Below are 16,070 nucleotides of genomic sequence, written 5' to 3'. Positions count from 1 at the left end.
ACGCGACAAAAATCGCGTTTCTCAAGAGTACTTTCAGCACAGAAATTTTCAGTGGTTTTGTGGCTGGTCTTCTCACACTAATAACGACCACTTAAAGCACATGGATTTCAGCCGGATGTGTCGCAGACAACGGCATCACATCGGTGTGGAGATCGAAATTTCAATTAAATGCCAGACAAATCAAAATCGGCTCACTCAGAGAGATCAGGTCCGGCCCTGTGAGGCGCGATTTGATATAGTCCAACACAACCTGATATTGCCGCTTGCCCATGTACGCTGCTACGCTGCCCCGGTTTGGCTTGTTTGACGCTGTCCGCGCGCCCCGTGTCTGCCGATTTACTCGGCGGTTTCAGTTTCGCGTTTTTTGAACTGCTGGTCGAACAGGTGGCGGAATTGGCCGTTCATCTCCATCAGCTCATCCAGATTGCCCTGTTCGACAACGCTGCCATCCTGCACGACCATGATCTTGTCGGCCTCAAGGATCGTGGACAGACGGTGCGCGATCACGATTGTTGTCATATCCTTGGTCAGCGCATCCAAAGCCGATTTCACCAGAGCCTCGGATTCCGCATCCAGAGCGCTGGTTGCTTCGTCCAACAGCAAAATCTCGGCATTGCGCAGAATTGCGCGGGCGATGGCGATACGTTGCTTTTGGCCGCCGGACAGGAACGCGCCGTTTTCGCCGACATTAGTGTTATAGCCATTGGGCAGATCGCAGATGAATTCATGTGCATGCGCTGCCTTGGCGGCGGCGATGATTTCTTCATCCGTTGCGTCCGGTGCCGAACAGCGTAGGTTCTCTTTCACACTGGCCGAAAATAGGAATGTGTCCTGACCCACATAAGAGATTTTGCGCCGGAGCGACGAAAAGCTGGCCTCTTGAAGGTTTTGACCATCTATTTCCACACTACCTGAGTCGGGGTCATAGAACCGCATGATCAGGCCAAAGATCGTCGACTTGCCGCCTCCGGACTGGCCAACCAGAGCGGTTGTTTTCCCGGCTTCAAAGGTCACATTCATGTCCTCAATGACCGACACAGAACCGTTGTAGCCAAAGGTGACATTGCGCAGTGCAATCTCGCCTGGGCCGTCAAGCAAGTCGCGGGCCTCGGGGTCTTCCTGCATCGTGTCCTTTTGGTCCAGCAGGCCAAACAGCAAGCCCACGCCGACCATTGCAGCCTCGATCTGAACGCGCATTTTCGACAGGCGTTTGGCGGGCTCATACGCCATCAGCAGCGCGGTGATAAAGGACATCAACTGACCGGCAGTGGGTTGCTCGGTTCCTGCGATCCCAAGAGTGCTGACAATCAAAACACCGGCCACAGCAAGACCAGCCAAAAATTCCATCAACGGGCTGGCGATGGATTGCAGACGGGCAATTTCGTTCGCCCGCTCTTCAACCTTGTGGATCGCGGTTTCCATTCGGTTGATCATCCGGTCTTCAAGCGAGAACACTTTGATCACCTTGATACCCGCGGATGTTTCTTGCAGGACTCGGATGATTTCGGCCAGCGACTTGAACTCTGCCTGCATGATAGCGCGAACGCTTTTCAGCAGATACCGCACGCCCAGCAGAGCCACTGGCCCGACAACAAAGAACATTACTGACAGCACGGGTTGCTGATAGACCATGACAATCACAAGGCCCACCAGCGTCAGAGCATCGCGGACAAACCCAGTCACAATGACATCAATCAGCCTGCGCGCTGCCTGCGCACCATTTGTGGTGCGCATCAGCAGGTCCGAGGATTCATTCTGGGAAAAGAATGACACACCGTGACGCAGCAGCTTGCGGTAAACACGGTCCTGTTGTGTAGCGACGATGCGGTTACCCGCACGGGCCAGGTAGATGGCCTGCACGTAAGAGGCGAGGGCCTTGGTCAAAAACAGGAGTATCACGCCCAAAGCGATGAAGACGGCCCAGTCCCTCATGTCAGGGCTGGTCATGGCATCGACGATGTATTCCATCATAAAGGCAGAGCCAGCGGTGGTCGCCGCAACAGCGATCATGGCAACGATGGCAATAGCATAGAGATGGCCCAGAGAAAAAAAGCTCTCGCTGAGAAGGCGGCCCATATAGCCGGATCGCCATTCAGTCCAGGCGCGCTTAATCATTGCATTCTCCAAATCGTGAAACCATGCGCTCGCTCAGATAGCCTATTATCGTTCCTGTCTAAAGGGCAGATCAAGCGACGCGACAGTGTTGCCCATTTCAACATCTGTTCAGGGCCTCAGCCAGATAAGTTCTGACGCCGGGCTGTGCAAGTATAGGAATATGAAATATAAAATGTGAATATGTTCTAGGCGACGGGGACTGAAGGTAGCAACAGGTCTCAGCGCAAGGTGTGGCATGATTGAAATGTATCAATTTCAATGGCTTGGTGTGAAAGTGACCCATTCGGGTAAATGGAATCAGCGTTATCGGATAACTGGGGGAAATCCCGAAAAACTCTCCCCGTGTTTTCAGAAAGGGGCATTGATACCGGGGTAAAAACTGTTTCCCCTGTGAGCGGATCGTCTTATTGTGACACTATAAGTGGATTGTGAGCGGTTCTTCGCCAATAGAACACCCTGCTGCTGCATGGTTTCGCGAGGCGGCCTTTTACCCTTGTGGTTGGTAATCGCGGTGAATAGTAACGCGTAAATTAACTGTTGGTCATAGATAAGTGTCGATAAAGACGGTCATTCTGAGTTTGCCAAAAGACGTAGAGCGGCGCCGTTTCTGCGAGAAAGAGCTTGAGCGTCTCGGCCTGCACCACAGGTTTTTCGATGCAATCCCGGGCGACCAGCTGGACAAGTCCGGGTTGGGCGATCTCTACGACGCGGATATGAACCGGTCAAAGTTCAAACGCCCCCTCAGCCGCAACGAAGTTGCCTGCACATTGGGGCATCGGCAGATGTGGCAGGAAATCGCGAATTCTCCGGACCCCATCAGCCTTGTTTTGGAAGATGATGCCACATTCGTTCAGGATCCCAGACCGTTTTTTGACGAACTCTTTCAATGTGGTGAGTGTTTTGAAGACGTCATGATCAAGCTGGACGGTGTTTCAAGAAACACAGGTCAGGTCATCGCATCCATGGCCGATCAGGACCTTATTCTGTCCGATCATCTGCCGCCCAGAACAACCGGTTATATCATCGGCCGCCGCGCTGCCGCGCGCCTGCTGGAGGCGACCAAACCGATTGCGCGTCCGATTGATATCGACCTGAAATTCTACTGGGAACACAACGTACCCATCCTGACCTTGGGCGCGAAGATGGTTGCCGAACGCGATGAGGTCGACAGCACAATCGAGCCTTGCCGAAATCGGGCCAAGCGGGGATCGCCCCTGACCCGGTTTGCGCGCAACCTGGTTTATCAGGCCAAATATACGCATGGACGGCTCAGCCATCCTCTGAACCCAAACATGATCGAAGGGCTGGGGCCCTTGTTGCGGGCCGATGGTCAGGCCAGGAACCGTATATGAAGAGAAATCTTGTGGTTGTCCGAGCGGGCAGCAAGTCATTGCACCATCGGTGGCAGGACATTCCCTATGAACAGCGCAGATACGATCTGCTGATCAGCTTCTTTTCGGACGAGGCTTTCGAGCAGTTTGTGCCGGAACCGGGGGTCGAGGCCGTACTGGTCAAAGGTGGCAAGTGGGATGGTCTTTACAAAACACTTATGGACCGGGATCTGGATCAATATGACTATTATTGGCTGCCCGACGATGATCTGGATATCAGTGCGGAAGATGTGAATTCCCTGTTTGACAGCATGGAATTCTACGGGTTGCGCATTGCCCAACCTTCGCTCAGCCCCGAAAGCTATTTTTCACATTTCGTGTTCAGCCAATGCCCGGGATTTGAACTCCGGTATACGAATTACATCGAAATCATGGCTCCGTGTCTGCATCTGGATGTCCTGAAAAAAGCGCTGCCACTGTTCCAAGGCACGATGAGCGGCTATGGGCTGGACTATATCTGGTGTCGCTGGGCCGAGGCCGGAGCCTTTAGAACCGCCATTCTGGACCAGATCGCGATGCACCATACACGGCCGATCGGAAAGAACCTGAAAGTTGCCATGGCGGAGTCCGACAACCTCAGTTCCGAAGAGGAAGAAGCGGTTCTGAAACAGATGTTCGATCTGTCCCGTCGCACCGTGCCCATTGTTTTTGCTGCCGTCGTGCAGGGCGGGCAACCGATATCGGGCCGTATTCCTGTCGGTTGGCGGATGTGCCGCGCCTGGCTGTCGGTTCTGGCTAATTTCCGCAGTGCCAGCGAAGCCCGGTCCGGGATATTCAAGATCGCCCGACGTCAATTGATCAAACCGCTGGATATGACGACGATTGCCCTCAGGCAGGATGGGCTCTGAATGAAACCGATGAGATTCTTGATGGTCGGCGCAGGTTTGTCAGGGGCGGTCATCGGCCGCGAGCTGGCAGAACAGGGGCACGACGTCACGGTGATGGACAGCCGGGACCATATCGGCGGCAATTGTCACACTGAACGGGATACGGATACCGGTGTCATGGTCCATGTCTACGGGCCGCACATCTTTCATACGGATGACGAAGACGTTTGGAATTATGTGAACCGCTACGCAAATTTCCTGCCTTACAAGAACCGGGTCAAAGCGACCTCACGCGGGCAGGTCTTTTCGCTGCCGATCAATCTGCATACGATCAACCAGTTCTTCGGGACGACCCTGCGCCCGGACGAAGCGCGCCGTTTTATCACGGAAAAACAGGCCGATACCTCGATCATCGACCCGCAGAGCTTTGAAGAGCAGGCCATGCGCTTTGTCGGCCGTGATCTGTATGAGGCCTTTTTCAAAGGCTACACGATCAAACAATGGGGCTGTCACCCCTCTGACCTGCCCGCGTCGATCCTCAAGCGATTGCCGGTTCGTTTCAACTACGACGACAACTACTTTTTCCACAAGTTTCAGGGCATGCCTGAAAACGGCTATACCGAGATGATTGCTGGTATTCTGGATCACCCTGGTATTACGGTGCAGCTGTCGACCACCTTTAGCCGAGCCATGGTGGACGGTTTTGATCACGTCTTTTACTCTGGCCCGCTGGATGGCTATTTCGACTATGAACTTGGGCGGTTGGGCTATCGCACGCTGGATTTCGAACGCTTCACCTATGACGGCGACTATCAGGGCTGCGCGGTGATGAACTACGGCGAGGAACAGGTTCCGTACACCCGGATAACCGAGCACAAACATTTCTCCCCTTGGGAAACGCATCAGGGTTCGGTGTGTTATCGCGAGTACTCGCGCGCGGCAGAGCCGGGCGACATCCCATATTACCCGATCCGGCAGGTGAAGGAAAAGGCTCTGCTGGGCAAGTACGTCGCGCTGGCTGAAACGGCAGAGAATGTCACATTTGTCGGACGTTTGGGGACATATCGCTATCTGGATATGGATGTGACAATCCGCGAGTCACTGAATACGGCGGGGGCCGTGCTAAAGGCGATATCCGACGGGGACAGTCTGAAGCCGTTTTTTGTATCAGTTCTTTAAGCTTTGGGTTTGAAAGCGGTATCTGAAACGCGAGTCCCATTGGCATCTTGCGCAGACGCACACCGCGTTGTTGCCAAATGCTTCATGGTATAGACGCGTCGTTTAGCTTAGAAAGATAGGAACTTCACAGTGGGGTGCAAGCAAAATATCCAATACAATTTCGCTAAGTTTCAGCGGATTGCGAAACGGTCCGAAAGGACCAAACGGTCGAGCAGAGCTCCTAACTGTGACGTGGCCAATATGGCGGTAACGAAACCGCTAAATTAAGAGAACTCTCACGCCATCGGACAGACATTCTAGGCGAACAAGGATGTTCGCAACAATCTTCGAGTGAATGCCGAGCTGGAAGCCAATGGAGCCACAAGAGGTCGCAAAAGGTTGCGCATCTGAAGCGCCTTAAACAGGTGAGCCCATGTCACAAACACTGGCTCCGTACCTCTACCTGAGAGATTCTACACATCCGACCGTGGAGAACCATCGGACGCTTTGGCGCATTGAAGGATAAATGCGCTGCGCGCTTAAACAAACTGATGATTAATAGAGTAAATCCTAAACCCGTGGGTCGTTTCCATGATTCAGGGAGGCACCGGGGCAGGTCATTGCCAATTGCGCGCGTTACGGTCTTTGCCTAAAAGATGAGCAAGTATCCGCCCATCTGCTCGCAGCAAACCAACGAGACATCCGAATTGCCCTGCTATTTTTCATTTCGAGATATGCGCGGCTGTTTCTTTTTTTTGGGCTTGCGGCGAAGTATTCAGACAGGACAGCCAAAGGCGTACTTTAGGCGCCTATGTCGAAATGTATAAACTCCAAAAACGACAGACGACACGTTGCGACGCAAACCAACAGATTCGAGTTGGCTCCCTTCATCTTTCATGCGATATGCAACCGTAAACCAAGCACTTATAAAATAGGCTCGCATCTGTGTTTTCGGCAAACTCCAATATCAAGCTCTATTCAGTTGACGTATTTGATACGCTTGTCTTCCGCCTCGCCAAAACACCAATCGATGTATTTGAAGGGATGGAATATGATCCCGACGTAAAGAAAACCACCAAAGCGTTCCGAGACTACAGAGTGCAAGCAGAAGCACTTGCTCGACATGGTGCGTCTTCAGATGGGCGAGAAGAAACCTCCTTGAGTGAGATTTACGAGTGTTTTCGCTTGCTTTGTCGATGCTCTGCAGAAGAAACAAACATTTTGATTCAGAAAGAAATTGCTGCTGAAATGCGAGCTATCAAACTCTCAGTTTTTGGGCAGGAATTCCTCGAGCATATGAAAACGACCGGGGGACGCTTTGTAGTGACTTCGGACATGTACTTACCACAGAGCGTAATCGAAGACATTCTCAAGAATGTAGGCGTAACTGGATATGAAAAACTGTTCCTGTCAAGCGCAACGCAAAAGTCAAAACATCACGGCAGTGCTTATGATCTTGTAATCGATCACTTCCAGACTGACCCATCGGAGATTATGCATATTGGGGATAACTGGTATCCAGACATCCGCATGGCTGAAATGCGGGGCCTTACAACCTACCGCGTCACGCCCAGCAACTCATTGATGTCAAAGGTAAAAAAACCAAGGAACAACACGTTTGCCTTTTTTGGCAGTCACCCTCTTTCGCAGGCATTTTCGGCACAATATTTGGAAGCGGAGTGCTACAGCCGGGAAAGCGCAGAAATCAGTGATTTCAGTGACGAGCGCTATTTTGAAATGATTGGCGCAACCGTCCTGGCACCATTCGCCACCGCGTTCTGCCTCTGGCTGGCCGACAATGCTAGCAAACACGAGATCAGGGATCTCGCATTTTTAGCGCGGGATGGGCAGTTTGTTCAAAAGGTCTTTGACATATTACACCCCAACGGGTGGAACACTTCATACGTTGCGGCTTCTAGGCGCATGACGACCTTGCCATTCACTTTACTACGGCCGGAGGTCATCAAGAATTTCTTGCACACTACTCTGGATAGCTCTGATACAATTTCAGGCTTTTTTGCGAAGCTTAGAACTTCCGCTCACATCGAAAAACACATGTCCACTTTGGGCTTTGACCCGGATAAAAAACTAGACCGGCGATCCCGCCGCAAATTCCTTCAAAGCCTTTCCGAAAACTCCGGCCCTCTCCTGCGTTCGTTTGAGCAAGAGCGCGAAATTATCGCCGATTACTATGAGAGTGCATTCCCACCGGATCGGAAGACCGGCTTGGTAGATCTGGGTTGGCGCGGAAGCCTTCAAGCTGCCATCAAGGATTGCCTAGGAGACCGAAGCGAATTAGTGGGTTTCTACGTGGGCACGAGTTGGGACGCGATCGATATTCTTGAGCGTAGAGGGCACACTCACGAAGCCTTTACTTGTATGAACGGGATGGAATCACACCAAGCCGAAATGATTGGTCGATTTCGCGACATTTTGGAGTTCTTTTTCTCTGCGGATCACGGCAGCGTTTATTCAGTGGCGAAGAGCGGGGATAACTACAAGTGGTTAAGCTTTGATCTGTCCGACGCAGAAAGCTCCGCAATTGAAACTGCGCAGTTTATTCAAAAAGGTGCGATCCAGGCCATCAAGAGTTTAATGGAGAAACTATCTTACGAAGACATCAAAAACCTTGCCAGAGCTTATAACGGTGAAGATGTCTGGGAATTTCTGAAAAAACCATCTAAGCAGGACGCTGCGCGTTTTGCCAAGGTTCGTGTCTTCTCAGGCATCGGTGATGACATCGGTGAAAGCCTGACTATGATTGGTGAAAAAAACTCTCATCATAGGAATGTCAAAAGTAGCAGATGGCCAGAGGCTTATTCCGCCAGTCTTGGAAGGTTTACCCGTATGCGTGTAAATTTTGTCAGGAAAAAAAAGAAACTCCCCAAAATTTGATACCGGAGGTCAAAAATTGAAGGTAGCTTTAGTCAGTAAAAGCGACGTTCGCGGGGGAGGAGCAAGCGCCGTTGCAGCTGAGATAACGAGGCATCTTGCCAAGCGGGGGTACTCGGCTAGTCACTTTAATGCTGAAGACGGTGCTGAGCATCCGCTCTACGGCAATGCCGGAAGCCTCATCCGTAGATTGAAGAAAATCGAAGGAAAACGCGGCTATCGCGACCACAATGCTTTCGAGTTGTTGTCTTCAACGGTGCGGAAGTTGAGGCAAGATTTTGATATCGTCCATATGCACGATCTGTCCACCACTCTGTCACACGAAACAGTCAGCTGGATCGCTCGGAAAACTCCGGTTTTGTGGACACTCCATGATTGTTCTCCTTTCACTGCGGGGTGCCTATACCCCGGGGATTGCACACAATTTCATTCTACCTGCCAATACTGCCCGCGCTTGGGTGACTGGCCGCTACAAACTCGAAAAAACAGGGTGAAGACGCTGCATACCAGGCGTAAGAAACTACAAAACTCCAACGTTCATTTTTCTGCGCCGAGCCATTGGATGCTTGAGCAGTATAAGTCCGCAGGCTGGCCCGAAGAAAAGGCACATTTCATCACGAACGGTGTCGATCTGGAAATATTTCGCCCACGTGCAGTAACGGAATTACGTGCCAAACATGGCATTCCCGATGATGGACGCCCTGTTTATTTGTTCTCCGCGAGCCATCTCGGAGATAGCCGCAAAGGGCCAAAAACCGTCGCCGAAATTGCCAACCAGCTGAAAGACAAGAACCCAACGATTGTGTTGGTCGGGCGCTATTCTTCTCTCGCGGCAGATCTATTTGAGGGTTTGAACATTGTGCATGCTGGTTTCGTCAAAGATGATGAAACCCGCGCGGAGTTGTACAGCTTGTGCGATGCTACTTTCGTCTTTTCAAAGGAAGAAAACTGTCCGCTGATTGTTCTCGAATGTCTCGCGTCGGGTACACCAATTGCTGGCTTCGCAAGTGGCGGCATTCCAGAGCTGGTAGAGAACGGCGTTACCGGTGTGCTGTCCAACGGCGACATCGAGCCTGTTGCGCGCTACCTACGCAACCTGTCACCAGAAAAGTTGTCAACCACGCGGGTCGCTTGTCGCAAAGCAGCCGTAAACGGGCATGATTACAATGACGTTTGCAAATCTTACATCAGCCTCTACCAAAAACTGATTGAGCAAAATAAATGAATATTTGCTTCCGGGGCTTCACAGTTGATATGCGATTGTGCCTCACCGGGGTAAAAGGGCCCACTGTCCTGGTAACTCAAAGAAATCCCTTCACTCTAAGCTGAGTACCTGACCGAAAGAAATCAAGAATGTTCGAAAGTAAACTGCAGGTATGCAACTGTTGCTCCTCCAAAGACATTGTCCCAATACTAAGAGCTCCTGACGCAGCAGGCGCTCCCGTTCGGATTTTTCACTGTAGAAACTGCGCAGCACTATGCCCAGAATATGATGAGTACGTGGAAGACGAAGTTGTTCGTCAAACGGAATTCCATGAATGCCTCTGGAAAGAAGAAACTCAGGGCTCTCTATTTGAACTCGTAGAGGGGATGGAAGCAGTCATCGATTTTTACAAAGACGTCCTTAAGGATCCAACAGCGGGAGGGACAGTCTACGACATAGGCTCAGGTCGGGGCAACTTATTGGCCGCGCTGCTCCGAAAAGGTTATGATGCGTTCGGGTGCGAGCCATCGACAGAATTGAGCACAAAAGCCCGGACCGCCTATAACCTCCCTGGCAATCGCCTGATGACCACTTCAGCTAGCAATTTCCTTGCGCAGCGCAAAGACCAGCAAGGATCCGTGGATACCGTTTTTCTTTGGCACGTCATCGAGCATTTTGAGAGGCCAATGGATATCCTCTGGGAGATCACTCAACACCTCGCTCCGGATGGTATATTGATATGCCAGGGCCCTATGCTCAACCCAGAGTATGTCTTCCCTGCTCATCGATTTTTTCACAGCGAGTCAAACATCACTTGGCTTGCACGTGAGCTCGGCCTTAAAGTCGTCTTTATGAATGGCCTTTCGCCGCAAAGGTATATTTCTTTTGCATTGGCCAAACCAGATCATCCCGCACCCGAGAAAGAGACGGTTTTTCTTACCAACCCTGAAGCTGCAGTGGGTAGTCTCTACTTTACTCTCTCAAAAGGTCTTTCTGCGTTAGCACAAAAAACGTAGGCTTCAGAACGGCTGTGTGTTTCAAACAAGCCAAACGAACAGGTAAATCAAAGCAATGGCTCAAGAAATAAAAACAACAACCCGGTTTTCTCTAACCAGTTTGGCCAATCTGAGTTTTCCGGAAGCCCAGTGCAATGCGGAGGTTCACTAATGCGCGTTTGGTTACACATCGGGTTTCATAAGACCGGAAGTTCGGCAATTCAGTCCTTTTTGCTAAACTCGCGTAGCGAACTACTCGAAGAAGGTCTGGATTACCCGATGCCGTTGTGTGGGTATGACTCTCACGGTGAAGCAGCTTGGTGCTTCCTCGGAGAACGCGCTGGATGGAGAAACAAGGATTACGACCCAATACTCGTCCGCGACTATTTCCGCAAAAAATTGACGAATTCGAACGGCAGAGACTTCGTGGTTTCCAGCGAAGATTTCTCGCTGATGCCGCGCCCGCAAGTCGAAGAGTTGTGTGAGTGGTTCAAAGGATACGATCTGCGTGTGATCGCCTATGTTCGAGATCCTTTAGATCAAGCCGTCTCACGCTATCATCACGGCGTTCTCAATGGTCGAACCAAAGAAGCGTTCAAAGATTTCTTGGAGAATGCCATTCCAAGTTTTGGCGAATTCTCTCGAATTTTGGACCTTTGGGCATCAATTGTCGGACCCGAGAAGATTCGTGTTCGCCAATACTCGACGAATGCTGCTGCCGATTTTTGCTATGCCCTGGGATACGAAAGCAACGCGCCGACCGTCGCAAAACGCGTTGGAGCCGGTGTCCACCCCTGGCTATCGAATAGCTATCGCGGCCTGCCTGACACGCCCGAAGGTCAAGCCGCAAAAGACAACTCATAGCGATGAGTAAAAATCTACCGAAAGTAGATGCGCTTTCTTTCTATATCGGTAATGAGGCAGCTGATGCGTTGCGGAAACAGTATTCTGCCAACTACCCCGGAAATAGTGACTCAATTGAACGGTTGGAATCTTGATACTCTGAAAGCCATTTCATGTATCAATAAAACAGATTCTCTGGTGGTTTAGCCAATTTGCCTAGTACAGAGACAGCCCCACTTGATCATGTGCAAAACAGCGCGTTCACCTTGCTCCGTCAGTGGGGTCAATCTGTATCGCAACCCCAGAGATCTCAAAAAGATATTTCGCATAAGAATTTCCCTTCAGCTTTGTAGCAAGCTCTTTGAGCTGTGATGCGGTGATCCAGCCCTTGCTGAATGCAATCTCTTCGGGGCTGCCAACCTGCTGGCCCTGCCGTTCGGACAGGGTGCGTACAAAGTTTCCCGCATCCAGCAAACTGCCATGGGTGCCGGTATCCAGCCATGCGAACCCGCGGCCCATCTGCTGAACGTCCAGCGTGCCGTCGTCAAGATAACTTTGCAGGACATCGGCGATTTCCAGCTCGCCCCGGGCAGAGGGCTGAACCTTGCGCGCCCGGTCGGGCGCAGTGCCGTCCATGAAATACAGCCCCGTGACGGCATAGTTAGACGGCGGAACCTCGGGCTTTTCGATGATTTCGGTCACGCGACCGTTGGCATCGTATCCCACAACGCCATATCGCTGCGGGTCGCCGACCCTGTAACCAAACACCGTGCCGCCCTGTTCTTGTGCGTCGGCCGCAACCAGCAGGTCCGGCAGGCCGTGCCCGAAAAACAGGTTGTCACCCAGTACCAATGCCGAAGGCGCGCCGTCTAGAAACTCCTCAGCCAGCAGATAGGCCTGCGCCAGCCCATCGGGACTGGGTTGTTCGATATAGGTGAAAGACAGGCCCCAGTCGGCACCGTCGCCCAGAACCCGTTTGAACTGCGCCTGATCGTGCGGCGTTGTAATGATCGCGATTTCCCGAATGCCGGCCAGCATCAACACGCTGATCGGATAGTAGATCATCGGCTTGTCATAGATCGGCAGTAGCTGTTTCGAGACGCCAATCGTTATGGGATAAAGCCGCGTTCCCGACCCACCGGCCAGAATAATGCCTTTGCGATTTTTCATGATTTCATCGGCCTCAATTCTACTACTATTTTCCCGGATCCATCTCACCTTTCGGCCTCAGACCCTCAAAACTTGCCTAAAACTGCTGGTATCCAGCCCTGAATTCAAGAGACGCCTTGCCGACCTCAGCAATGCCCTGCTCAGAGCGTCGGTAACTTGGCATCCAAAAGGACTCAAGGGGAATAATACCCGCTCAAACCTCATCCGGATTGCCGCCACCGCGCCCGGACTCTGATCAACACTGTGAAACGCAGTGCGACCCAAAACAAAAGAAGCCCCAAAGCCGTGCGGGTTCGGGGCCTCCTGATCAATGTTTCCAGCGGATCAGTGCGAAAAGACGTCGTCTTCCAGATAGCTGGCAATGTCCAGCCGGTCATGCTCTTGACCGTCGTCATCCTGAATTTCGTCCAGCGCGTCCTGCACAGCGGCGTAGAAATGCCCCGATGCGTCATCAAGCTGTTCAGCCAGTTGCCCCAAGTCTTCATACGCATCGGTTTCGGCGTGATCGTGGTCCGGTGCGTTAAACTCGAACTGGTCAGGCAATACGTCCTGCGCGGCCACCTCGGGCGCCGTAGACTTGAGCTGTTTAGGCTGTGCATAGCCAACTGTCCCGCTGCCGTCGATGTCGTAGCCATAGAAGCTCTCGACGTCTATGACATCTGGAACCGGTACGCTGCTGACGTATTCGCCCTGGCTGTTGACGGTCCATTCGGAGTATTTGCCGTTGGTGTTGACCCACAGCACCCGGTAGCCGCCGCCGTCGGCTTCGGCATGGATGGCCTGCCAGTTTGAATAGCTGTCCGGTCCGATATCGTTGCCGTTCAGCGACAGCGAAATGGAGTTATCATCTGTAATTGATTTCAGCTCTCAATGCCGCCAGAATGAACTCCATGACCACCCCTGTGTCGGTTTTCCTTAACTACTGGACTCGCGACGGCATTGGTCCGTGATGAGCGACAACCAAGTTGACCGGCACCGACAGCCAAGTTGGCCGGTGGCTTGAACCGGAATGAGGGCGGAGCCCGATTGGAGGTTTGAGCCACCGGATCGGCCCTTTTGGGAGGGGTACGGGGTAGGTGCTGGCCGCTGTGGCCCGGTAGGTTGGAGACCTCTGAACGTGAATACGGAGGTTCCGAATGCCGGGGAAACCCGTCACCGACCAGCAAATGAGATTGTACATGTCCGACCGACCCTTTCATAACCAACGTGTTGCCGCAGCCCGTGCCGGTTTCAGCGAACGCACCGGGCGCAGGATTGAAGCAAACCCGGTACTGCCTTCGCAGCGCAAACCAGTCCGTGGTCGCACCGTCCCTGATCCTTTGGAGGCTGTGTGGCAGCCTATCCTGATCCCGCTCCTCGAACGGGATTCTTCCGTGCAAGCTGTGACGTTGCTCCGTCATTTGCAGATGCTGGATCCTGACGGCTTCCCCGATGATCGGGTCCGGCGGACGCTGGAACGACGGGTTCGGGAGTGGCGCGCCCTGCATGGCCCCGAGCGCGACGTGATCTTTCGCCAGTCCCCGGAGCCAGGGCGTATGGGACTGTCGGACTTCACCGATGCGACTGAACTCGGCGTGACAATCGCCGGTCATTTGCTGCTTCATCGGCTTTTCCACTTTGTTCTCGCCTACAGCGGCTGGGAGCATGCCGCGCCGGTTCTGGGCGGGGAGAGTTTCACGGCACTGGCTGAAAACCTTCAGAATGCGCTCTGGACACTTGGGGGCGTGCCGCAGGAGAGCAGAACCGACAGCCTGTCGGCCGCGTATCGCAATCTCGACAAGGATGCGACCAGGGATGTCACCGAACGTTATGAGGCGTTCTGTCGGCACTATGGGATGGTCGCGAGCCGCAATAATCCCGGCGAAGCCCATGAGAATGGCGCGATCGAAGCACACAACAATCATCTCAAGGTGGCTTTGGATCAGGCTCTGATCCTGCGGGGATCGCGGGACTTTCCCGACATCGATGCCTGGCGCCGGTTTGTCGACGAAGTTGTCGCCCGCCGCAACCGCCGCCGTGAGGACAAGATAAAAGTCGAGTTGCAACACCTCAAGCCGCTGCCCACGCAGCGCACCACCGACTTCACCGAACTTGTCGTGCGTGTTGTCAGGACCGGAGGTTTCCTGGTCCACAGCGTGTTCTATTCCGTGCCCTCGCAGTTCATCGGCCAGCGCTTGCGCGTTCACGTCTATGACGACCGGATCGAAGCCTATCTCGGGGCCACGCATGTGGTCTCCCATCCCCGCATGCGCGGGCGCAAGGACGGTAAACGTATCCATAGCATCAATTACCGGCATGTCATCCATGCCCTGCGTCGCAAGCCTCAGGCTTTGGCAAATTCCGTCTATCGCGACAATCTCTTCCCCAGGTCCGAATACGCTGAGGCCTGGAACCGCCTCTCCGAGGTTTTGCCCCGCAAAGAGGCTTGCAAACGCATGGTCGATCTGCTCTGGCTGGCCCATAGCGAGAACTGCGAGGCAGACCTGGCCGCGCTGATCGCCGGGGACTTTGCAAATGGCGCATTGCCAGATGCCAAAACCCTGCGGAAACAACTCCTTGGGTCACGCACGGAATTGCCGGAAGACCGAAAGGTCAGACTGACGGATCTGTCCAGCTTCGATCGCTTGCTGGAGGTGCGCACATGACACAGGTGTCCAAACCACAAACTGTCGATGTGCACGCCTTGCCCGCCCTGTTCACCGCTTTGCGTCTGCCCAGCTTCCAGCACCACTGGGAGCGCTTCGCGCAACAGGCCGATACCGAGAACTGGCCTGCAGCCAGGTTGCTGGCCACTCTAGCCGAGATCGAATTGGCTGAGCGCGAGGAACGCCGCATTCGACGCCACCTGGGCCAATCGGGCCTGCCCGGCGGAAAAACCCTGGCCACATTCGAGTTCAAAGCCGTACCTGAGCTGTCACAAGCCCGGATCGAGGCGCTCGCAGCAGGCGACTGGGTTGAAACCGGCGCCAATCTGATCGCCATCGGAAACTCCGGCGCGGGCAAGACGCATATTCTTTGCGCCATAGGACATGCTCTGATCGAAGCCGGGAATCGCGTCCTCTACACGCGAACAACCGATCTGGTACAGAAACTTCAGGCTGCCCGGCGAGATCTCGTGTTGGAAACTGCACTGGCCAAACTCGACAAATTCGATCTCGTCATTCTGGACGACATCACATATGCCCAGAAAGACCACGCCGAAAGCTCTGTTCTCTTCGAACTTATCGCACGGCGCTATGAAAACCGAAGCCTTGCGATCGCTGCCAACCAGCCATTCAGTGCATGGGGCAAAATCTTCCCCGACCAAGCTGTTACCGTCGCAGCCATCGACAGGTTGGTTCATCACGCCACGATCCTCGAGATGAACTTCGAAAGCTACAGGCGACGCTCAGCTGAAAATCAACGTCGGCCAAAACAAAAATCCACCGGAAAAGCCAAAACCTGAAGGAGAAGCAAACCAGACCATAAACACGTC

12 protein-coding genes are annotated in these 16,070 nt (G+C 53.1%); 9 read left to right on the top strand and 3 right to left on the bottom strand.

The genetic code is table 11. The features are described 5' to 3' along the window. Positions 1-336 precede the first annotated feature (336 nt). Positions 337-2,115, bottom strand: a complete 1,779-nt coding sequence (locus ACOQOY_RS21025) for an ABC transporter ATP-binding protein (RefSeq protein WP_420587340.1) — start codon at positions 2,113-2,115, stop codon at positions 337-339. A gap of 551 nt (positions 2,116-2,666) precedes the next feature. Between ACOQOY_RS21025 and ACOQOY_RS21020 the strand changes: the two genes are divergently transcribed. From ACOQOY_RS21020 to ACOQOY_RS20990, 7 genes are all read left to right on the top strand, one after another. Next, positions 2,667-3,467, top strand: a complete 801-nt coding sequence (locus ACOQOY_RS21020) for a glycosyltransferase family 25 protein (RefSeq protein WP_420587339.1) — start codon at positions 2,667-2,669, stop codon at positions 3,465-3,467. Next, a complete protein-coding gene (locus ACOQOY_RS21015) occupies positions 3,464-4,354 on the top strand; it encodes a hypothetical protein (protein WP_420587338.1) in 891 nt (296 codons plus the stop codon). Before ACOQOY_RS21020 ends, ACOQOY_RS21015 begins: the two co-directional genes overlap by 4 nt. A 9-nt stretch (positions 4,355-4,363) precedes the next feature. Next, positions 4,364-5,512, top strand: coding sequence for a UDP-galactopyranose mutase (gene glf / locus ACOQOY_RS21010; protein WP_420587526.1), 1,149 nt, complete (start codon positions 4,364-4,366; stop codon positions 5,510-5,512). Positions 5,513-6,436: 924 nt separating this feature from the next. After that, positions 6,437-8,386: a hypothetical protein gene (locus ACOQOY_RS21005; protein ID WP_420587337.1), complete on the top strand. Its 1,950-nt coding sequence runs from the start codon at positions 6,437-6,439 to the stop codon at positions 8,384-8,386. A gap of 16 nt (positions 8,387-8,402) precedes the next feature. Continuing rightward, positions 8,403-9,608, top strand: coding sequence for a glycosyltransferase (locus tag ACOQOY_RS21000; RefSeq protein ID WP_420587336.1), 1,206 nt, complete (start codon positions 8,403-8,405; stop codon positions 9,606-9,608). Between the two features lie 275 nt (positions 9,609-9,883). Beyond that, a complete protein-coding gene (locus tag ACOQOY_RS20995) occupies positions 9,884-10,603 on the top strand; it encodes a class I SAM-dependent methyltransferase (protein ID WP_420587335.1) in 720 nt (239 codons plus the stop codon). Between the two features lie 150 nt (positions 10,604-10,753). Beyond that, complete coding sequence (locus tag ACOQOY_RS20990) at positions 10,754-11,446, top strand: sulfotransferase domain-containing protein (RefSeq protein ID WP_420587334.1); 693 nt, start codon at positions 10,754-10,756, stop codon at positions 11,444-11,446. A 240-nt stretch (positions 11,447-11,686) separates the two neighbouring features. Here the strand turns inward: ACOQOY_RS20990 and rfbA are convergent, their stop codons facing one another. Then, positions 11,687-12,595, bottom strand: a complete 909-nt coding sequence (rfbA, locus tag ACOQOY_RS20985) for a glucose-1-phosphate thymidylyltransferase RfbA (protein ID WP_420587333.1) — start codon at positions 12,593-12,595, stop codon at positions 11,687-11,689. 324 nt (positions 12,596-12,919) lie between these two features. Then, entirely contained in the window at positions 12,920-13,450 is a 531-nt protein-coding gene (locus tag ACOQOY_RS20980; RefSeq protein WP_420587525.1) for a hypothetical protein, read from the bottom strand. Positions 13,451-13,731: 281 nt separating this feature from the next. Between ACOQOY_RS20980 and istA the strand changes: the two genes are divergently transcribed. Further along, a complete protein-coding gene (gene istA, locus ACOQOY_RS20975) occupies positions 13,732-15,240 on the top strand; it encodes an IS21 family transposase (RefSeq protein ID WP_420583780.1) in 1,509 nt (502 codons plus the stop codon). Then, positions 15,237-16,040 carry an IS21-like element helper ATPase IstB gene (istB, locus tag ACOQOY_RS20970; protein ID WP_420583779.1) on the top strand — a complete coding sequence of 268 codons (804 nt, stop codon included), beginning with the start codon at positions 15,237-15,239 and terminating at the stop codon, positions 16,038-16,040. Before istA ends, istB begins: the two co-directional genes overlap by 4 nt. The last annotated feature ends 30 nt before the right edge of the window (positions 16,041-16,070 follow it).

Source organism: Ruegeria sp. (genome assembly GCF_965221235.1).
GTDB lineage: Bacteria > Pseudomonadota > Alphaproteobacteria > Rhodobacterales > Rhodobacteraceae > Ruegeria.
This window is presented reverse-complemented; position numbering and strand designations above follow the sequence as displayed.

Bases quoted from the DNA above. Each gene is read 5' to 3' on its own strand.
- glf (WP_420587526.1), top strand. From the start codon at position 4,364: ATGAGATTCTTGATGGTCGGCGCAGGTTTGTCAGGGGCGGTCATCGGC.
- istA (WP_420583780.1), top strand. From the start codon at position 13,732: ATGCCGGGGAAACCCGTCACCGACCAGCAAATGAGATTGTACATGTCC.
- ACOQOY_RS20990 (WP_420587334.1), top strand. From the start codon at position 10,754: ATGCGCGTTTGGTTACACATCGGGTTTCATAAGACCGGAAGTTCGGCA.
- istB (WP_420583779.1), top strand. From the start codon at position 15,237: ATGACACAGGTGTCCAAACCACAAACTGTCGATGTGCACGCCTTGCCC.
- ACOQOY_RS21025 (WP_420587340.1), bottom strand. From the start codon at position 2,115: ATGATTAAGCGCGCCTGGACTGAATGGCGATCCGGCTATATGGGCCGC.
- ACOQOY_RS21015 (WP_420587338.1), top strand. From the start codon at position 3,464: ATGAAGAGAAATCTTGTGGTTGTCCGAGCGGGCAGCAAGTCATTGCAC.
- rfbA (WP_420587333.1), bottom strand. From the start codon at position 12,595: ATGAAAAATCGCAAAGGCATTATTCTGGCCGGTGGGTCGGGAACGCGG.